We start from the raw sequence: 19,918 nt of genomic DNA, 5'->3' as shown, positions 1-19,918 counted from the left end.
CCTCAGCAATCCTTTCCGGGAACAGGGATACATACCGACTGCGCCATAACGACCGATGCGGATTGGTCGACAACGATGCCTTCTTCCGAAGAAGCGATCGGCTGCAGCCGCGACAGCAGGTCGCGAGTGCTCGTGACGATCTGCCCCATCCCTTCACCGAGACGGTTCAGTTCGGGTATGACATCGGCCAGACTTCGGGCGACGGATTCCAACCTCGACCGGTACACCGGCTCCAACGCCGCGATACGGGACAGAAGCTGTTCCATGAGTCGGACGGCTTCGAAGATCTCGGCCTGCTTGTCGAGCCCCACTGTCTCCATCAGGTTGACACTCGCGATCAACTCCCCGAGCATCGCCTTCGAATTGTTGATCGCACCGATATACTCGTCGGCCATCGCGAGCGTGTCCGACACATCACGGTTCTGGCGGTCGAGAATGTCGACGAGCGACGCGAACGCATCGACCGCTCGGTGAATTCCGGACGGTCCGGAAACGATCGCACGGTTCATGCTCGTCAGGTTCTTCCGCAATGTCTCCCCGTCAATGTCCCCGATGGGCTGCACAGCGTCCTGAAAGGTCCTGCCGAGGCTGTAAGGGAGACGAACTCTGTCGGAAGGAATTGGGGAGCGGAGGAATGAATTCCCTGCTGGCGTCAGAGCGATATAGTGCCCGCCGATGATAGTCAACATTCGGATTTCAAGACTTGTTTGGTCGCCGATGAATATGTCATGGTCGATGGCGAAGCTCATTCGGACGTTCCGCCGACCCAGTTCAATGGACCTCACGGAACCGACTGGTACACCCGCGATACGGACGTCGTCGCCGACTTTAATCGACCCGAGCTCCGACATCTCTGCCCAGTATGTTGACTTGCCGAGCGGTATCACGTACACCAGTGCACTAGCGAGAAGTGCCACACCCATCAGCAAGGCTCCGACCACACCCCAGCGAAATTCTCGAACCGCACGTGACGAGGCGACCCCCGCCCGTCGCCCAGCAAAACTCCGGGCAACGCCGAGGAGTTTGTTTTTCACCGTTTGCATATCGATATCCTTTGTCCGGTGATCAGCACCTGGAACGGTTCTGGGCTCGCAGCATTGCCGTTCGAACAATTGCGGTTTACGACCGGTCCGTTGGACGGAATCCAACCATTCAAGGCCTGAAGCAGAGCCGGCAGTTTTCGAAGCACTTCGATCGCATGCTGGGGGTCCGGAAACGCCGCTCGCAGCAGAGCATCAGCGTCCGGGTTGCTACCGGTCGTCAACCCAATCGCGCCGAGAAGACTGTTCAGCGGTGCGATGACATCAGGTGCCATAAGGGCGAATTCGACGATTCCATCCACCTTGCTGCGCAGCGTGGAGACAACCACTGACAGCTCCGCAACAAGCTGCACCAGATGCGAGGAGCGACCGCCAAGGTGGTCGGATATCCTTTTGAGATTTGCAACTAGCGCAGTTATCACCGTCTGCCTGTCCAGCGCATAGCTGGACAGAGCCTCGATGGAGTCGAGAACCGAACCGATCCCAGAACCGTCTCCCTCTATTACAGCGATCATATTCGCAGCGAATTTGTTGACCGCCGCCGGAGACAGCTCCGTTAACACCGGTTCCAGCCCGTTGAACAGCGCCGTTATGTCGAATGATGGAATGGTTCTGGAAGCATCGATCCTGCTCCCCTCCGCTATCTCGTCAGACACTGGCGAGGTTTGTTGAACGTCAACATATCGCTGGCCTACCAGACTCTGATAACGAATCGCGAATACGGTGTTCTCGTACAAATGCCGACCACGTTGGACTACGAACGTTACGACCGCATGACCATCGTCGAGCGAGATCGAACGCACCTTACCTACGCGGACACCGTTCATTCGGACATCGTCTCCGGCTTTCAGGCCGTTCGCATCGACGAATACCGCCGAAAACTCCTTCGTACCCCCGGACACCGGGCGCTGTACTGTCTGCACGATGACGGTCAGCAGCACTGCGATCACGGCCACGGAAACTGTGAGCTTCGCCGCGACCGCCAACAGCCGGCCTTGCCTGTTCATCGACTACCTCCGGATGGTGTCGAAGTGAAGGTTCCCGGCAACGACGCCGTGAGACCCGGAATCAAATCGAGAACGAACCTGACATTCAGAGCCGTGCCTTCCGGAGTCGACGTGAACGACCGATCCAACCGCGACAGGATCTCGGAGAGCTGCGCGCTGGAGACTCCAGGCGTGGATACCATTCGGCTGGCCGCCGAGAGAATCGGCGTGAGCATCACCGCGTACTCCGAGAGGTATCCCTGCGCCGTAAATAGCGTTTCCGCGAGGGCGGGGAAGAACCGTTGCCCTACAACACTGACCGTTGCGTCGAACAACTCGCGCTGGTTGTTCAAGATCTCGATTGTGGTGAGCCGATGTATCAGGCCGACGGTCCCGTCGACCATTGATGCGCTGCCGACAAGCATCGAGCCGTACTGATCCAGCAGATCCGAAACTGACATCGTCTGCGTCTCAGCGATGTTCCGGCCGGACACCACGATTACCTCCATGAGCGGCGTGAACTGTCGAGCCGTCGTGGCGACCCGCACCAGTACTTCGGTCAATTCCGGAGTGAGGAGGTTCCCCGATGTCTCGGCGACGGTGCGAATCAGTACGCCCATCGTCGCATCTCGCTGCCTGTCCGATCGCGGGCCCGTCAGGTCGATAACGGCGCCGTCTCGCAAAGGCGCTCCCCCAACTCCCGGTTTCAGTGCGACTTCGCTGATGCCGAAGAGATTCGACGGCGAGTAGTCGACGAGAAGACCGTCGGTGAGCCCAGCTGAGTTTGCTCGATCGAGCATCAAGGTCACCTGTTTCGCCCCGCCACCGGAACCGATGGCAGTGACGGCACCGATTTCCACACCATCGAACTGAACCGGCGTTCCCACATTGATGCCGTCTCCGATCTTATCGGTACGCACCACCACTTGCATTCGGTTGTCGCTGCGGGCCAAGTTTTCGGTCAAAATCGTCCAAGTCGCCCCTACGATCAGAACCGTCAGGATGGCGAGGGCACCAACAGTAATCGATGACCGTTTTGTTGTCGATACGCCCGGCATTTCATAGCGAGACATCGCCGTTCACCCCGTGAATTCGATGGAGGAGTTGACACCCCACAAAAAGATGGTCAACACCATGTCGAGGCCGATGATTGCCACGAAGCTCGCCCGGACAGCACGACCGGACGCGATTCCGACACCTTCAGGCCCACCGACGGCGAAAAACCCTTGATAACTGTGGATCATAATAACAGCGGTTCCGAACACAAGAACCTTGATCACAGCAGCGGTCACGTCCCAGCCACTGATGAATTGATAGAAATAGTGGTCGTAGACGCCCGCTGCCTGGCCGTGCAGCTCTACGATCACCATGCGACATGCCGCGTAGCTGAGGATCAAGGCGATCAGGAAGGTCGGAACGATTGCAACTGCTCCGGCAATGATCCTGGTGGTCACGACGAAAGGTATCGATCGCAGGCCGAGCGATTCTAAGGCGTCGATCTCCTCCGAAATCCGCATAGAGCCGATTTGCGCGGTTATACGACACCCGGCTTGCGCGGCGAATCCGACACCTGCGGCGATGGGGGCTAGTTCCCGGGTGTTGGCGAAGGCCGAGACAATGCCGGCCACTGGCCCCATACTGATGAGGTCTAAAGTCGCGAAGGACTCGACGCCGACCGAGCCTCCGATGACCAGTCCCAGCACCACCAGCATCGGAACGGTTCCACCACCAACGATAATCGAACCTTGCCCCCACGTCATATCCGTGATCGCGCGCATCGTCTCCGCTCGATACCGTTTCAGCGTGAACGGGATCGCCGATAACGCCTGCCAGACGAAACCGAGGGCGAACCCTATCGACTCCACAGGCACGACACGCGCCCCGAACGTCGCCGCTGTTCGCCGTGCCTTCACCAGCCGCGGCGGGGTGTGTTTCGTTTCCGACATTTATGCCAGCCTTGTTGGAAGGAACATTGCAACCAACTGAGTGATCAGTAGATTAGCGACGGCGATAGAGACGACGGACAGGACAACGGCCGCATTCACACCGTCCGCGACCCCACGCGGACCGCCTTTGGCCTCGAGTCCCCGCTGGCACGCAATTATGACCACGATAAATCCGAATAGCACGGACTTGGCAATCGATACGCCTATATCCGCGACCACGGTGAAGGATCCGAAGGTACCCCAATAGCTGCCTGGCGTCACTCCCTGTGGGCCGATCGCCACCGCATACCCCGCTACCACTCCCACGAAGATGATCAGGACATTGAGCATTGGCGCGACGAAAACCATCGCCACCATCCGAGGAATGACCAGGCGATGCATGGGACTGATACCCATCGTTCGCATAGCGTCGATCTCTTCACGAATATTACGTGCGCCCAGGTCGGCCGCGATCGCGGCCGCGCCGGCCGCGCCCAGCAACAATCCCGTTGCCATGGGGGCGCCCTGCTTGATTACCCCCAAACCTCCAGCGGCACCGAGCAGAGAATCCGCACCGATTTGATGGATCAGATTTCCGACCTGGACCGAAACAATAACCCCGAACGGCACGGCCATTAGAATCGCAGGAAGTGCGGTAACCGTGATCAAGTACCAGGCTTGATATAGCGCCTCACGCCACTGGAGCTTCGATCGAGCAATGTCGCTCGCGGCTCCGGCCACGGATGCATACGCTATCCGCATCGTGCGACCAAAAGTTCGCAGCCCCGAAACAATAGTTTCGGAGAGGTTCTTCCGAACTATTTGAGCCGACGCCGACAACTCACTACGCGTTGGCACCACCGCAGATTCCTATCCCATTTCTCGCATCGCTACGGCGCTGTAGCGAGTGCACCCGCCAATAACGCATCAACGATTCCGCCGATATCGCATGCGACGCGATCCGCTTGGCTTCGGCGGAAAGCCGCGCCTTGTCAAGTTGCCATCAGACAGGACCACGACACCTCCATGTGTGCTACGTCGAGTACTAGATACTCAAGGTATGAGTATGTGGCCGGGCTCACGTACTGTCAATAGGCCATCTCGATCAACCGCATACGGGACAGCAACTTTGTAGAAGCCGGCACTGTGCAGATCTCCAGCGACCGCCGCTCCACGGCAGTTGCGAGTCGACTCCAAGTACCCACCTCCATCCGGAGCGAATGGATCAGAGTGAGTCATCAGACGCATATCAAGTGGTCAGAACAGATTCTTGAACGATTGACCTCGCCACGAGCCTCGTGCTCATGCACCCTCGGCACATGGATGGCGAATCCGGCTCCGCCGCCACGTCACCACACGATGCCGAACTGGATTCAGCACACGCGGCGACATACCCGCAATCGCATCAGCTACCCTGCTGCGGCCCGGACGACCCCGCCGGTTTGCGGATGACGGTCGATCGCCGCAGTGACGCCATGTTGTACACCGACCAGGCATTCGATGAACGCCCTCGCCGAGCGGGTGGGCTGGCGCACGGCGGTGTTAGGGGAACGTGACCCGAGGTCTTCCCTGACCATGCCGCACCGGTCTCAAGCAGCGTGAGTGGCAGGTTCTCGGGCGTAATCTCAGCCAGCCTGACTCCACCCGCCGAGGAGCTCACCGATTTGCTAGCGCGGCGAGTCTTGCTCACAGGCAAACGGCAAGCGAAGGCCACCTTCGCAGGCCTGAACCAGGAGCTCGCTGTCGCCGAGACCTCTTGCGAACTCGTGGAATTCAAGGCCTAACGTCAGACGTTAGAGCCGCCCGTACGCACGCACAGGCGACCGAGCCGAAGATCCCGTCCCGACCGCCATCGAAACCCCGCACAGCCCTATGATCGCAGCGCAGCAAGACTGACCACATCCCGGACTGTGCCGCACAGCATCGCGCTGCCGCCGGCTATGTGGTCTCGGAAGCGGGCAGCGTGGTCGCGTCCCCCACCCCAGGACCGCTAAGTCATGGCTCGCAAGATAGGACAGCCCATCGATGCAGTCGTCGAGTTACCGCAATCGATCACGTTCACAGCGTGCGTCCGAGAAAGTCGGTAACAACAGAGGTGAAGGCATCGTTATCATCTCCTGCCACCATGTGGCCGGTTCCGGATACGTCGACGGCCTCCGCGTGAGGAACGACGTCCAGAAATTCGGCGACAGTCTCAGGGGATACCAGATCGGACAGGGCACCGCGCACGAGCAGAGTCGGGGCGACAACTCGACCAGCGCCCTCGAGGAGCATATCGACCAGCGTCTCGAATTGCTCGACGCCGACCGACGGGTCCTGGTGCAACGCCTGAAAACGGGTAGTAATGAACGCGGGATCCCATCGCCACACCCACCGACCGTCTGCACGGTGCCGCAATACCTTGTGGAGGCCTTCGAGCCGCACCGGCCGTTCACGATGGGGATTGTGTGCCGCGATGACGTCGGCGGCGGCTTCGAGGCTCGCGAACCCGTCAGGATGCGCGGACATGAACGAGACGATGCGGCGAGCTCCGTCGAACTCCATCCGAGGGGTAACGTCGACCAGCACCACCGCTCCCCACAACTCGGGCGGCGCGAGCAGATGGGTGGCGAGAATAGTCATCCCGCCCAGTGACGCTCCGACGACCGCGGGCGCGCGCTCGGTGCAGAATCGTTCCCGCACCATGAGCAGGTCTTCGGCAAGATGCTCGACCTCGTACCGTCCGTCAGGGGCCCAGCCGCTGTCGCCGTGCCCACGTGCGTCATACGCCACAACTGTGTAGCCGTGATCGTGCAGGCGGAGCGCTGAGTTGCTCCAGGCGTGGCGATTCTGCCCGCCTCCATGGAGGAGAATGATAACCGGTCGGGTGGCATCGTGGACATAATAATCTGCGGTCAGCGTGATTCCGTCACGAGTCGACACCAGTACCTTGGTCATACCCATCGTCACGGGTTGCCGCCCCCGTCGCCGACAATCGTGACCGTCCCCTGCGCGGCGCATGCCGCGTGTCCGGCGTTTGTGATGTCAATGCGTGCGACGCCTGACCGCTTGGTCAGCGCGATGATCTCCGTTGTGGCAACACATACTCCGGCGGTGACCGGCCGCAGTAGATTCACCTTGAACTCCGTTGTCGCGACCCAGCAGCCGATCGGAATCACCGGGTAGAAGACAACGCCCAGGCAATGGTCGACCATGGCTGCCAGACATCCGCCGTGCAGTTTGCGAAACGGCGTAAGGAGCTCGTCGCGTACCTCCATCTCGGCGACCAATCGGCCGGCGCTCAGTTCGACATGACGAAACCTGAGATACGTCGAGATTCCGCCGGCGTCCGCCGCCACGCCGAGCACTTGTCCGGCTACCTGGTGGTCGTACTGCGGAAATTCCATCGGTGCCCCTCCGCTTCTACATTGACGGCACTCAAGGAGACACTACTGCAGATGTGTATCGCGCGCAGGGCCGACCGGCTGGGTCATCGTGACGCGATACCGATTCGGCTCCGGGTACGACGATGGCGGGCAGGAGATAACGCCGCAGGTACGTCTGGAGGCCATCCGGGCTGCGTCGTCTCGGCCCCCGCACGGTGAGGAGACTGAGGATTGTCCGCAATATCCACTCCGCGGCGTCGTCGACCGAAATCCCAGGCTGCAGGTCATTCGAGTGGCGGGCGAAAACCGGTCGCAGGAACTCGGTGACGAGCTCGAAGAGTGCGACCGACGTGTTCTCGGTCAGTCCGATTCCGGCGAGGCGATCATCGCTGACGAACAGAACGGCGATCGACTTGTCCCGGGTGGCGGCTCGAACAGTGATCTCGACGAAAGCGAGGACGGCGGACCCTAGATCGGGTTGTCCGGCGAGCGGCCCGCGAATCCTGCCGAGGTAGCGGCTGGCCGTCCGCAGGATGACACCCGACACTACCGATTCGCGGTTCGCGAAGTGCCGGTACACGGTGGCCCTGGAGACGCCGGCCTGCCGAGCGATGTCCTCCATCGTTGTAGCCGAGAGTCCGATCTCTTCGAAGCAGAACTCCGCGGCATCGAGTAGGGCATCCGTCGTGTCACGCAGGGCCGTAGTTCGCGCACGGCGACGCACAGGTTTCGTCGTCACCACGACGAGTATGCCGCTCCTGCGTTAATAGAGCGCGCACTTCCGCTCCTCCCTCTCGGTGAGCACTTCAGCGATCGGATTTATGACACATATTGAACGATATGTCTCGCCCCGAATTCTATCCGGCCCGTTCGTCACGCAGCCGGGGCAGGAGATGGCGGCGCGCGAACCGGCGCGCGCCCTCAGGGGTGTCGAGGGATATGCCGGTCGAAGGGGTGAGCACGAACGACAAGATCACGCGGACCGTCAACTCGGAGACCACGCGAAGTTCGGCATCTGTGCGGTCATCATGGACCTCTTGTGCGAGTTGATCGGCCAGAAAGTTCGACGCGGTCTCGACAAGGCCGCCTCCCTCGATCGTGAGAAACGGTAGTAAGGACTCCGGCTCGGTCTCCAACAGGCGATTGAGCAGAGCGTGCCCACGGACTGCCGCCAGCGTGAACACGAATCCCTCGACGATCTTGTCCTCGAGATCCCGATGGCCCGACACCTCGGCTTCCAACTCCACGAGGAACCTGCCGAGTTCTCGCAGGATCACCGCCTCGACGATGCGCTCCTTGCTCGGGAAGTGTCGGTACAGCGTCACACGCGCCAGCCGTGCGCGACGCGCGATGTCCTCGATCCTGCTGCGACTGATCCCGACAACCTCGAACTGCCGGAGCCCGGCGTCGAGGATCCGTTCCGGGGTTCCAGTCGGCGTCGGCGTCCGGATCACCGACACTGCCTTCAGAAGCAAGCTGGTGTAGTTCATCGTCCTGATCAGGTCCTTCGATCCAGGCGGCTGGTCGGCTGCCGAGCGTGCCGGATCGCCGGTCGACCTTGAGCGTGTCCCAGACCCATCGTATAGCCCACTTCGAGAAACACTCTGAAGTGGGCATTGAAACAATAATACTAGATAGGTACCGTTATTCTCTGTGGTTCGCAAAGGGGCGACCCGGCGCATCCCCGGACTGACCGATGAACGGATGAGGACCAATAGGCACCGGCCCTCATCCGCAGATGCCCTTGCGACAGCCATCGCTGGAGTCGGCGTCCGGTACACCGCGCGGCCCACCGAGATATCACCTGTGCGCGTGACTTGCTCACCGCGGACCCACCGGAGACCAACGGGCGAACTCTCCGCACGATCAGAGTTTCCGATGATCGCGGTCGCATACCAGAAGTCCCTGCGGAATCGCTTTCCCGCCGCGAACGACGACGCCTGGCGGGGCTATCGATGGTTGAACTCACGAGCCGATGGTGGCCGGTTGGCGATCGTGGGAGACTCGGCGGGGAGATATCAGGCGGTCGCCACGCCACCCGCGGCTACTCGAGGAGCACCCAAAGGTGGCTGTCATCCGCAGTCGGCCTTGCTGGCCTTGAACCCATTAACGGATGCCACGCTCAAATTGGAGCGGATGCGCGGGCGGCTTCAGAAGGGCCCGCCGCCAACCTCCGCCGCCGTCGGGGCCATCGGCTTGTACACCGCCAACCCGTCCGCGAGAGTCTTCGCTGCCGGACGTGGGCGGATCGGCTCCCGCGGCGCTGCCCTGTCCTCCGGACACCAGGTCGGAATAGTGTCCACAATCGCGAAGGAGTAACGCGATGCCAATCGATTTGCACCACACACTAAACACCGTCAAACAGCGTCAATGGGCACTCGGCGACTTCGACTGGGAGGAGCCCGGGGCGGACGCGATAACGACCGAGCAACGCCCGCAGGTCAAACAGTTCATGTCTGATCTTGTCTGGATCGAGCAGGTCGGCTCGCGAGCGTTCATAGCGCTCGCCCATCAAACCCACGACACCACGCTGAAAGAGATCTACCGCTACTTCCACGCCGAGGAGCAAAAACACGCGAACGCCGAACTGGCCCTGATGCGCCGATGGGGCATGCTCGACGACGACGAGATCCCCGAACCGAATACCAATATCCGGCTTGCCATCAACTGGCTGGACAACTACGCCGACGATCTGCCGCTGTCCGTTCTGGGCTCGGCCATTCCAATGCTCGAGGTGGCGCTCGACGGAGCACTACTGAAGTTTCTCCTCGAGGAGATCAAAGACCCGCTGTGTCACAAGGTCTTCCAAAAGATCAACGCTGATGAGTCCCGTCATCTGGCTGTAGACTTCCACGTGCTGGACATGATCGGAGCGGGGCCGGTGCACCGACTGTTCATCGAAGCAGCCGGCACCGCGCTGCGCCCATCCATGCTCATCGGCATCCTCACCGGGTTGCCCCTGCTGACCCGTATGCACGACAGCATCATCGCGATGGGGCTCGACGAACAGAAGCTCTTCGACGCGATTCGGAAATTCGGCGTAATCGGAGACCGCAGCGTAGCCACCCGCCGCAATCCGATTTACCACGTAATCAAGTATTACGGCGAAATGGTCATGGACCGGTCACACCCCTATCACCTACTGGTCGGCAACGCTCTCCTGACGATTACTGAACGTTACCCTAGAAAATGGCTCGGACCGGTTCCCTCGTGGATCAACGAACTCACCTACCAACCGGTGTCCGCAGCATGATCGACAAGAGGCAGCAGCAGCGCGATGACCCCGGGAAAACGATCCCCGCCGTCACACGCGTGCTGATCATAGGTGCGGGGTTATCAGGAATCGGTACCGCAATTCGATTGCGTTGCGCGGGTATCGAGGACATCGTCGTACTCGAGCGCGCGACCGGACCCGGCGGCGCGTGGCGCGACAACGTCTACCCGGGTGCGCATTGCGATATTCCGTCGGTGCTGGGCTCGTTCTCGCTCGCCCGGAATCCGCGAGGGAGCCATGAATATTCGTCAGGTGCGGACATCCTTGCCTACATCCACGACGTGATCGCCCGTCACGGTCTCGAACGACGAATCTGGTACGGCCGCACCGTGATCGGACTCGACTTCGACGAAGCCGCAGGGACCTGGCGGGTGCGTACCTCGACCAGTGGTGGCGAGGAGGTCATCACCGCACGCTCGGTCGTGATGGCCGTTGGGCCGTTATCCAACACGAGCAGGCCCGACATCGTCGGTATTGACGGCTATCGCGGTCACAAGGTATACAGCGCCCGATGGGACCCCAGTCTCGACGTGACCGGACTTACGGTGGCGGTCGTCGGCACCGGTGCCACTGCAGTTCAGGTCATCCCGGAGTTGGTGAACCGGGCCCGTCACGTGACCGTGTTTCAGCATACGCCGAGATGGGTCCTACCTCACCCGCAGTACAGGGTGCCAGCGTGGAACAGGTCGTTGTTCGAGAAACTTCCGCTCACCAAGGATCTGACCCGGACCGCCTACTTCTGGGCACACGAGGCGATGAGGTCCGGTGTGGTGTGGCCAACGGGTCTCACCACTGCATTGGAACAGGTGGCCAAACTCCAGTTGAGACGTCAGATCAAGGACAAGTGGACACGACGGCAACTCACACCGAACTATCGGGCCAACTGTCAGCAATTGCTTGTTTCGAATGCGTACCTTCCGGCTCTAGATCGGGACCACTGCAAACTCCTCACCTTCCCGATAGTCCGTCTCACCGAACGCGGTATCCTCACCGTCGATGGTGTCGAGCGCTGCTTCGACACCATCGTGTTCGCAACCGGATTCGACGTACCCTGCAAGATCGGAACGCCATTCCCCATTCGTGGTCGTGACGCCCACCTCCTCCGGGAAGAATGGGCCGAGGGCGCCTGCGCGTACAAGAGCGTCCATGTTTCCGGTTACCCCAACCTGCATTTCACCTTCGGCCCGAACTCCTGTTCTGGTCGCAATTCGGCGCTGTTCTTTCTGGAAGCCCAGATCGACTACATCGTCGAGTCGGTGCGGATGCTCGAGCGATGGGGCCTGCGATACCTCGATGCGCGTAAGTCAGCGCAGGACCGATTCAACGCGGGTATTCGGCAACGCTTTTCCGGGACGACCCGGAATTCCAGATGCGCCAGCTGGCATCCGACGGAAGATGGATTCAACCCCACCATATTCCCGGGCTCGGCGCGCCAATTCCGTGCCCAAATGGATGAGTTCACGCTCTCCGACTATCACGCAGTGAGCCTTTCCGAGTAGCGGTGTGTCGCGGTCAGATGCTGCGACCGTGTTGAAGGTGTAGCAACACCAGAGCAGCCGCGGTGATCGCACCGATTCGCCAGGGGCACAAGCTGACTCGGCGCAGGGCCTTGAACCATTCGATTAGCGCGTTGCCGCGCTCGCCGACCGCGCGAACCTGGTTGTGGGCCTTGTTCGTGGCCGCCTACAGCCGGGAACGGGAGCAACTGCAACGAGGCACGATCGGCCGCAGGACGGCGGCCCGTGCACGCCGTCCTGCGCGGCGAATCCGTCGATGCCGACGAGCTGTCGCTGGCTCTGGGCCACGGCAATTCCGGACGGCGCTGATTCTCACCGCCGACGAGAACGCCGCCGAACCGGATGTCGTCCGGGCGCTCGAACGACAGGCCGCGGAGTACGCCACCGCCATCGGCGGTTCCCGTCCTTTGACAATCCCGAGTGCCGCCCGCAGCTTGTGGGCGTGGGTGGCCTCACCCAGACCGCCTGGGGAGACGGTCTCGCTCCCGCGACCGCGTGCGGGCATTCGTGTCGCGATGGGGACCGCAATCCCCGGGGTGACCGGTCCAACGAACTCGGGGGGTTTAGAACCGGAGCAGGAGCAATCCCGCCACCGCACCCCGGGCCTACTCAGCGATCGCAGGGTCGTGTTGTTCAGTTGCCCAACAGGATTCGCTTTCGTATTGACTGAACTATCAAACTTGTTCTCGCAGTTCAGGAGACAGATCTGGAGTCATTGATCTACGGTCGTTGCCCATGGCCTCGAACGAGGACGAGCAGCGGGATCTGGCGGTCCTGGTGGATTCGGCGGCGGGGGCGTTGGTCGCGACGGGCGATCGGTGGGAGCCATGCCGTCTGGTCGATCGCGACAGGGTGCCGCGTCGTTCTTTCGCGAGTTGCTGGCGGCCGTGACGCAGTCGGGCTACGGTTCGCTCGTACGGCGCCTCTGCCCCACCGACACAGGTCCTCGATCAGAACAGACCTCCCGATCCCGTCCAGGCTGGCTGCCCGAGACGAAATCCGCAGTCCCGCACGGTGATTCCCACGTTCACCAGGTAGTCAATCGGCCAGGCAGGCACCCAGCTCTACTCCGGCAGCACCGCCACGGCTACGCCGCAGACCTTCACCATGACCACCTCACCGCTCGAGATGCGCGGATACGGAGCCGAAAACCCTTACAACTAGAGGGTTTTCGATCGCTGCAGACCGGCCCACATCCACAGGTTGGAGCCAGCTCCGCTGTTACGGAGGCTGGTTCAGAGTGAGCTGGCGGCGATGGTGAGAAGATTTGCCAGAGCTTCCTCCAACTCCGGTAGCAAGGCTGCCTCCTGGGCTACCCGGACCGAGCGTAGCGATGGGGTCTCGTCGGATGTAGCGATTTGGGCGAGCCTCGTCCATGATTGCGCGGCCAGCCGTGCTGCGCTTGCGGCCGCGTCGACATGCGGGTTACGCGTGTGATCGGCAAGATCGACGCACCCCTGAGCGAGGAGCCGACGAAACAGGCCGCCTCCGGTGCCCGCTTTTTCGATGAAGGCGGCGAGTGCCCTGAGCACGGCCTCGAGGTCGGCGTCCCCGAAGATGTCGGGCCAGCGTGTGACATCGTCGGCAAAGCAGCGAACGCCGTCGAGTCCGGTGCCGGACACACCGTTCGCGGGTGGTGCGGCGATGGCACTCGGTCCCCCGTGTCGCAGGGTTGCCGCCGATTGTTCGAGTGCCGCGGCAGCCATGGACGGGAGGTCGGGCGCGGCGGAAGGCCATTCGACCATGTAGGTGGCGTGACGTGTGGGTGTCGGGAATCCGGTGGAGGAGCGGGCTCGTGCCAGCGCGTCATAAGGCACCGTCTGGATCTCATCGCGGTCGTTGTCGACAACATATGCCACGCGGGTCTCGTCGTCGTAGCCAACGATAACGATGTCGTGGCGGCTCATGCGCAGTCGTACCCGTAGGTACGGCAGTTCAGCGATATCGGCCCAGACCATGACGGGCCGGCCGGAGTCCAGTTCGGTCGTCACCCATTTCCAACCGAGAACGGGATCGTCGGTCTGACGTAGTTCGACCTTCGCGCCGAGGCGCCGCAACAGGTCGACCTCCAAATCGGCACCACGCCCCACCAGGTATATCGGCGGGTTCAGCGCATCGACGCGCAGGTACGCGAAATCGAGCGCACCGCCGAGGGTGAACACGAGTCCTTCGCTGAGCTGACCACCCCAGCCAAGTCCCGCCCAGGTCATGAGATCGCGCAACGCACCCGACCCGCAATGGCCGCCCTTCTGGTGCGGGTACGGCAGAACTAGCATCCGGTAGCCACCTTCAGACTCGACAGACCGCGGAAGGACAACCCCGTGCGCCATTGAGGCTGTTCGACGAGCCTCATGCCGGGAAAACGCGCCGTGAGGAGCGGGAAGAGTTCAGCTCCTTCGAGCCGGGCCAACGGCGCGCCGAGGCAGAAGTGAATGCCGGCGCCAAACGATAACGGCGGGATCCCGGTTCGGGTGATGTCGAGCCTATCGGGGTCACAGAATCGGTCCGGGTCTCGGTTGGCCGCCCCGAGCAGGGTCAGTACAACCTGCCCAGGGTGTAGGTCGACTCCCGCCAGCCGTGTCGGCTCGAGCACCGTGCGCCCGTTGGTCTGGACCGGCGAGTCGTAACGCAACAGTTCTTCGACGGCATTGCTCGCCAGGTCGGGCCGGTCGCGCAGTAGGTCCATTTGGTCGGGATGGGCTAGCAGCGCGGCAACCCCGTTACCGATGAGGTTTGTGGTGGTTTCGAACCCCGCCGCGAACAACAGAATCGCGGTGCCGACGCATTCGTCGTCATCCAAGACGTCGTCGCCGTGCGCGACAGCGAGTCGGCTGAGCAAGTCATCGGCGGGGTGGGCGCGTTTGACCGCCAAGAGGTCTGTGAAATACGTGGCGAGTTGGTCTTCAGCTTCACAGGCGGCGGTCAGCGCCGCGACGTCGGCGCCGGGTTCGAGTGAGGCGACCAGGGCACGCACCAGAGGCGCTGCCACTGCTCGATCGGCCACTGGCACTCCGAGAAGATCGCCTATCACATTCACAGGCAGCGGAAGCGCGAGATCGGTGATGATGTCGGCGAAGCCCTGGTCCTCGATGACATCGAGCAGGTGCTGGATCTGCGTGACGATGCGGCCGCGCAACTCTTCGATGTGCCGGGGGGTGAACACGTCAGCGACCAGCCGACGCAGCCGGTGGTGGTCCGGCGGGTTGCGGAACAGCATGGTGCGCCGGAACCGATGCATGGCCTGATGTTGCAATTCTTCAGGAATCTCGGACAAGCCGAAGCCCAGTGACTCATCGGCCTTGCCGAGTCTACGGTCGCGGAGCGCGGCCGCGCAGTCGTCGTAACGGCTCAACACCAGCACACCCGATCGCGTGACAAACACGGGCTGCGTCTCGCGCAGGCGCCGGAACGCCTCGTAGGGCCCGGCTGAGCCGTGATCGGTGAGCAAAACGTCGAGGAGCAGTTCCCTCTCGGTTGGTGCGGTCATGACTGCCTCCGAGTGGTCGCCTGCGACTGGAGGAAGTGTTCGGCCTCGACCACGATGAACAGGGCGGTGGCCGTGGCTACCGAGCGTCCCTCCGCATCCTCCATCCTGGCCGCGAGATTCAATTTCCGGCCATCCCGCGACCGCACATCGGCATGCAGGGTGTAGGGAGTGTCGAGCAGAACCGGGGCGAGATAGTCCAGGTCAAGACGGCGTGTCACAGCGAGTTCGCCGACCGTGTAGAGCAGGAAGCCAAACAGGTCATCGATGACGGTCGCCACCGCGCCGCCGTGTGCTATCCCGGGCGCTCCCACATGACGCTGGTCGAAAAGGTGGTGAGCGACGACGCCGTCTCCGCAGCGCCGCACCGACAGGGAATGCCCGTGCGGGTTCGCCGGCCCGCAACCAAGGCAATGGGGATGGTGTGGCGGCAACTCGGGCGAGCCGGACTCCAGGAACCGGAACGAGCGCGCCCAGTCCTCCACTTCGGGGTTGGACGACCAACTGACCGCATCCGACCTACCGACCTCATCCGAAGCCTTGCCCATGGTCAGACCTCCCTGTCGACTGACGCGCACCCAACACCGGTCTCGTGTGTGACCGTGATGCATCTACCATTGGAGACAATCAGCACATATTTGTCAACAAATGATCAGAAGTCCGTCGCGTGTCACATCATGGTTGCAACAAGCGGCGGCGATCACGCCAAAGTTGGACACTCGAAGAGAGGCGAGGAGATTGTCAACTCATGAACAAAACTGGCATTCTGTTACGCTCGGTTGAGTGGTAGAGGAATCGGTGAGGCTGTCGTTCAGACGGCACCTCCGCGAGACGGCAATCCGCGCGGCTCGCACCCTGACTGTCGAGAAGGGCTGGGAACGGGTCCGCTTCGGCGAGGTCGCCACGCTCATCGGGGTATCACGTGCCACCTTGTATCGAGAGTTCGGCGACAAGCAAGGCCTTGGGGATGCGCTCGTACTGTACGAGGCGGAGCGGTTCTTGAGCGGCGTCGAGGATGTGCTCGCATCGCACAGCGGAGCGGTGCCTGAATCGATACGCGCGATGGTGCGCTACACCCTTGACGAGGCTGCGGCCAGCCCGTTGCTCAAAGCCGTCCTCACCACTCCGGGTAGCAGCCCTCGCGACGAAACCGGCGTCCTCCCCCTGCTGACAACCTCTGCTTCCATGCTTCAGCTCGCGTCCGAGCGACTGGTCGCCTCGTTCGGCCAACACTTCCCCCGCCTTGACCTCGATGACGTCGCCGACGCGGTCGATGCGCTCATTCGCCTGACGGTCAGCCACCTCGTACTACCGGCCGACGACAGCACCGAAACGGCACGCCGAATCTCCGAGGTGGCGCTGCGTTACCTCGAAGCGGGCTCCACGGACCTCACACCGGATGGGGCAGCCGCGAGCCACAGCGCGGTACCCAGCGGGTGAGACTGCTGACCTGCTCGACGATGCGTGTGTTCAGGGCTGGATCTGCGAAGCCAAGTACGCGGCGAGTTTGCCCGGTCACGACGAGCCGTACCCGTCGATCGAGGAACAGCTCGCCCCCAGATATGGTCCGGCGTGATGGCGCGGATTCACCACGAACGGCCACCTACAACCGGTGGGCACACCAAGCCCGCCATGAACGAACTTGGTAGCGATCGAGCCTGGCTCCAAAAAATGCGGGCACGCACTCGCTGTTGTCAGATCACCGTCCCGAGGACCCGCCTCATCAGGCCGAGCGGGCGAGCACCAGTTCCGCCCGGTCGATGGGGAGTTGCTGCGTGATGACCCGCTTGCTGTATATGAAGTCACGGGGGCGGTTGATGCAGTCGGCCGCAATGAGCTCGCCCGCACGCAGGTAAAAGCAGGTGAAGTCGCGGTCCAGGGTCGGATCGCCGCTGAGGACGACTTCGTCGTAGCCGGTGTTGAGCCCGGCGATCTGGAGCTTGAGGTTGTATTGATCTGACCAGAACCACGGAAGCGCCGCTATCTTCTTGGACTTCCCGCAGACGGTCGCGGCGGCGACTTTGGCCTGCTCGCCCGCGCTCGGCACGGACTCGAGGCGTATGCGACGGCCGTAACGCGCCATGGTGTGGCTGGCGCAGTCCCCGGCGGCCACGATGTCGGGGTCGCTGGTCCGGGTCTGGTCGTCGATCACGACGCCGTTGTCGACGGCCAGACCCGCGGCGGCGGCGAGCTCGGTGTTCGGCTCCACGCCAATGCCGACGATGACGAGGTCGGCCGGAATTGCTTCGCCACTGGCCAGGACCACTTCGCGGACTCGGCTGTCGCCGGACAGCGCCTCGACCAGCGCGCCCGTCCGGATGTGCACACCCGACTCCCGGTGGATGCGGGCGAAGAACGCCGACACTTGGGGGGCGGTGACCCGTTCGAGGACACGCTCGGTCGCCTCGAGCACGGTGACCTCCAGACCCAGCGCACGTAACGAGGCAGCCGTCTCCAGTCCGATGTAGCCGCCGCCGACGATCACGGCCCGACGTCTGGGGCTGGTGGCCTCTCGGATCATCTCGACGTCTGCGGCGGTGCGCAGGTAGTAGACCCCGGCCAGGTCGGCTCCCGGGGCGGAAAGCCGACGAGGGCGGGCTCCAGTGCACAGCGCGAGCTTGTCATAGGGCAGTGCGTCGCCGGTGCTAAGTAGGAGGTGACCAGCCGAGCGGTCGATCGCCTCCACCGTCGCAGCCAGCAGTCGGATTCCCTGCTTGGCGTAGAATTCGGCGCTGCGGATCGCGAGCCCATCGAGTGTGCTCTTCCCGGCCAGGTATGCCTTCGACAGCGGCGGGCGGTGGTAGGGCAGTGTCGACTCCTCGCCGATGAGGACGATCTCACCGGTCCAGCCTTCCTGGCGCAGACTGGCCGCGAGTTGGACCCCGGCATGGCCGGTCCCGACGATGAGGGCTCGCCGCGAGCTCATGCGCTGGCTTTCGGAGTGAGGCGGACCATCATCTTGCTGATACCTCGGACGAAGTTGGACTGCACGTACTCGGGCTCGCCGACCACCTCGATGTTCTCGAAGCGAGGAAGCAGCTCCTCCCAGAGAATCCGTAGCTGCAACTCGGCCAGCCGGTTGCCCATACAGCGGTGGACGCCGAAGCCGAAGGAGATGTGGTTGCGGGCGTTGGCCCGGTCGATGATGAACTCGTCGGGCCGTTCGAACACGCGCTCGTCGCGGTTGCCCGAGGCGTACCACATCACTACCTTGTCGCCCTTGCGGATGAACTGCCCGTTCAGCATGGTGTCCGCCTTGGCGATCCGGCGCATGTAGGCCAGCGGGGTTTGCCACCGGATGATCTCCGAGACCATGTTGGGGATCAGGCCGGGGTTCGCCTTCAGCTTGTCGAACTGGTCAGGGAAGCGGTTCAGTGCGAGAACACCGCCGCTCATCGAGTTCCGGGTCGTGTCGTTGCCTCCGACGATCAGCAACACGAGATTGCCCAAGAATTCCATCGGGCGGTCGATCAGGTCCTTGGTGTTCTCGTTGCTCTGCAACATAGTGATCAGATCGAAGCCGGGTTCCTCCCCGGCAGCTGTCCGGGCCGCCTTGTCGTGCCAGAGAGCGCTGAGACCGCGCGCCATGTCGCGCATGGCGGGGAAAATCTCGTCGTTGTCCGAGGGACCGCCGTTGGCTTGCTCCATCGACGTTGCGAGATCTGACCAGTAGACGAGCTTGCGACGCTGCTCGTACGGGAAGTCCAGTAGAGTCGCGAGCATCCGAGCGGTCAACTCGATCGAGACGTTCCGCACCCAGTCGAACGGCTGATCCACGGGCAGGTTGTCCAGCACCTCCTGGACACGCGATCGGATCAGACCCTCCATCTCACGCAGGTTCTTCGGTGCGACAACACCTTGGACAGCGGCCCGCTGCGCGTCGTGGCGCGGTGGGTCCATCGCGATGAACATCTCGATATCAAGGAAACGAGGCGGGGCCCCGATGATAATGAACGGCTCGGCGGAGAAGAGCTCGTGGTTCTTGTCGACGGCCACGATGTCGGCATGCCGCGTGACGGACCAGAACGGACCGAACGGACTGTTGGGCTGATAGTGGACCGGAGCCTCGTTGCGCAAGCGCTCGAAGTAGGACTGCCAGCGCCCCTGACGATAGAGGAAGGGGTTGCTGAGGTCGATGTCGGCGAGCTCGACGTCCTCGACCGGCGGGATGGGGCTCTCGACGAAGAGCTTCTCTCCGTTCGTCCCGGTCACCCACCGCTGGGTCTTGTCATACAGATGTGCGCCCTGGATCTGAAGATCCATCGGGATCGTCGACTGAACTTTGGTGGTGATTGCTTCAGGAATCTTCATAACCTTGGTGGTGATT

Annotated in this window: 19 protein-coding genes and 1 pseudogene; 5 read left to right on the top strand and 15 right to left on the bottom strand. The window is 62.1% G+C overall.

Annotated elements, in window-relative coordinates:
• Positions 1–2: 2 nt before the first annotated feature.
• The 9 genes from NBRGI_RS08855 to NBRGI_RS08810 form a co-directional block, all read right to left on the bottom strand.
• Positions 3–1,043, bottom strand: coding sequence for an MlaD family protein (locus NBRGI_RS08855; protein ID WP_029894384.1), 1,041 nt, complete (start codon positions 1,041–1,043; stop codon positions 3–5).
• The gene (locus NBRGI_RS08850) at positions 1,031–2,047 is read right to left on the bottom strand and encodes an MlaD family protein (protein ID WP_029894382.1); all 1,017 of its coding nucleotides are present in this window, start codon (positions 2,045–2,047) and stop codon (positions 1,031–1,033) included. The genes NBRGI_RS08855 and NBRGI_RS08850 overlap by 13 nt, the downstream gene beginning before the upstream one ends.
• Entirely contained in the window at positions 2,044–3,099 is a 1,056-nt protein-coding gene (locus NBRGI_RS08845; protein ID WP_081872537.1) for an MlaD family protein, read from the bottom strand. The genes NBRGI_RS08850 and NBRGI_RS08845 overlap by 4 nt, the downstream gene beginning before the upstream one ends.
• 6 nt (positions 3,100–3,105) lie before the next feature.
• Entirely contained in the window at positions 3,106–3,972 is an 867-nt protein-coding gene (locus tag NBRGI_RS08840; RefSeq protein WP_029894378.1) for an MlaE family ABC transporter permease, read from the bottom strand.
• Positions 3,973–4,713, bottom strand: a complete 741-nt coding sequence (locus NBRGI_RS08835) for an ABC transporter permease (RefSeq protein WP_228808755.1) — start codon at positions 4,711–4,713, stop codon at positions 3,973–3,975.
• Between the two features lie 1,296 nt (positions 4,714–6,009).
• Positions 6,010–6,894 (bottom strand): alpha/beta fold hydrolase, encoded by an 885-nt coding sequence (locus tag NBRGI_RS08825; RefSeq protein WP_029894373.1) that lies wholly within the window; start codon positions 6,892–6,894, stop codon positions 6,010–6,012.
• 2 nt (positions 6,895–6,896) lie between these two features.
• The gene (locus NBRGI_RS08820; RefSeq protein WP_029894371.1) at positions 6,897–7,337 is read right to left on the bottom strand and encodes a PaaI family thioesterase; all 441 of its coding nucleotides are present in this window, start codon (positions 7,335–7,337) and stop codon (positions 6,897–6,899) included.
• 31 nt (positions 7,338–7,368) lie between these two features.
• Entirely contained in the window at positions 7,369–8,040 is a 672-nt protein-coding gene (locus NBRGI_RS08815) for a TetR/AcrR family transcriptional regulator (protein ID WP_369498263.1), read from the bottom strand.
• Positions 8,041–8,173: 133 nt separating this feature from the next.
• Complete coding sequence (locus tag NBRGI_RS08810) at positions 8,174–8,806, bottom strand: TetR/AcrR family transcriptional regulator (protein WP_029894368.1); 633 nt, start codon at positions 8,804–8,806, stop codon at positions 8,174–8,176.
• A gap of 214 nt (positions 8,807–9,020) precedes the next feature.
• Between NBRGI_RS08810 and NBRGI_RS49850 the strand changes: the two genes are divergently transcribed.
• Genes NBRGI_RS49850 through NBRGI_RS08800 form a run of 3 tightly spaced genes read left to right on the top strand, consistent with a single transcriptional unit; the run spans position 9,021 to position 12,089 of the window.
• Positions 9,021–9,635: an alpha/beta hydrolase fold domain-containing protein gene (locus NBRGI_RS49850; protein ID WP_081872533.1), complete on the top strand. Its 615-nt coding sequence runs from the start codon at positions 9,021–9,023 to the stop codon at positions 9,633–9,635.
• A gap of 4 nt (positions 9,636–9,639) precedes the next feature.
• The gene (locus NBRGI_RS08805; RefSeq protein ID WP_029894366.1) at positions 9,640–10,569 is read left to right on the top strand and encodes a reductase; all 930 of its coding nucleotides are present in this window, start codon (positions 9,640–9,642) and stop codon (positions 10,567–10,569) included.
• On the top strand, positions 10,566–12,089 hold the full coding sequence (locus NBRGI_RS08800; protein WP_081872531.1) for a flavin-containing monooxygenase: 1,524 nt from the start codon (positions 10,566–10,568) through the stop codon (positions 12,087–12,089). The genes NBRGI_RS08805 and NBRGI_RS08800 overlap by 4 nt, the downstream gene beginning before the upstream one ends.
• Before the next feature lie 13 nt (positions 12,090–12,102).
• Here NBRGI_RS08800 and NBRGI_RS47325 read toward each other — a convergent pair.
• Positions 12,103–12,264 (bottom strand): annotated as a pseudogene (locus NBRGI_RS47325) (IS5/IS1182 family transposase); the annotation flags it as partial.
• A 578-nt stretch (positions 12,265–12,842) separates the two neighbouring features.
• On the opposite strand from NBRGI_RS47325, the gene NBRGI_RS48080 reads away from it, so the two are divergent.
• Entirely contained in the window at positions 12,843–12,998 is a 156-nt protein-coding gene (locus tag NBRGI_RS48080; protein ID WP_158439822.1) for a hypothetical protein, read from the top strand.
• A 344-nt stretch (positions 12,999–13,342) separates the two neighbouring features.
• Here the strand turns inward: NBRGI_RS48080 and NBRGI_RS08785 are convergent, their stop codons facing one another.
• The 3 genes from NBRGI_RS08785 to NBRGI_RS08775 are packed head-to-tail and all read right to left on the bottom strand — an operon-like array spanning position 13,343 to position 16,139.
• Entirely contained in the window at positions 13,343–14,383 is a 1,041-nt protein-coding gene (locus NBRGI_RS08785) for a BtrH N-terminal domain-containing protein (protein WP_029894362.1), read from the bottom strand.
• A complete protein-coding gene (locus tag NBRGI_RS08780) occupies positions 14,377–15,594 on the bottom strand; it encodes a cytochrome P450 (RefSeq protein ID WP_029894359.1) in 1,218 nt (405 codons plus the stop codon). Before NBRGI_RS08780 ends, NBRGI_RS08785 begins: the two co-directional genes overlap by 7 nt.
• Entirely contained in the window at positions 15,591–16,139 is a 549-nt protein-coding gene (locus NBRGI_RS08775) for a PaaI family thioesterase (protein ID WP_029894357.1), read from the bottom strand. Before NBRGI_RS08775 ends, NBRGI_RS08780 begins: the two co-directional genes overlap by 4 nt.
• Positions 16,140–16,374: 235 nt before the next feature.
• On the opposite strand from NBRGI_RS08775, the gene NBRGI_RS08770 reads away from it, so the two are divergent.
• Positions 16,375–17,031 (top strand): TetR/AcrR family transcriptional regulator, encoded by a 657-nt coding sequence (locus NBRGI_RS08770; protein WP_063726243.1) that lies wholly within the window; start codon positions 16,375–16,377, stop codon positions 17,029–17,031.
• Positions 17,032–17,314: 283 nt separating this feature from the next.
• On the opposite strand, the gene NBRGI_RS08765 is transcribed toward NBRGI_RS08770, so the two are convergent.
• Together NBRGI_RS08765 and NBRGI_RS08760 are read right to left on the bottom strand one after the other, a co-directional pair.
• Entirely contained in the window at positions 17,315–18,517 is a 1,203-nt protein-coding gene (locus NBRGI_RS08765; RefSeq protein ID WP_029894353.1) for an NAD(P)/FAD-dependent oxidoreductase, read from the bottom strand.
• Positions 18,514–19,902, bottom strand: coding sequence for a cytochrome P450 (locus tag NBRGI_RS08760; protein ID WP_029894351.1), 1,389 nt, complete (start codon positions 19,900–19,902; stop codon positions 18,514–18,516). Before NBRGI_RS08760 ends, NBRGI_RS08765 begins: the two co-directional genes overlap by 4 nt.
• Between the last annotated feature and the right edge of the window lie 16 nt (positions 19,903–19,918).

The organism is Nocardia brasiliensis IFM 10847, from assembly GCF_000710915.1.
Classification (GTDB): Bacteria; Actinomycetota; Actinomycetes; order Mycobacteriales; family Mycobacteriaceae; genus Nocardia; species Nocardia brasiliensis_A.
The sequence above is the reverse complement of the archived record's forward strand: the minus strand, read 5'-3'. Positions and strand labels throughout refer to the sequence as shown.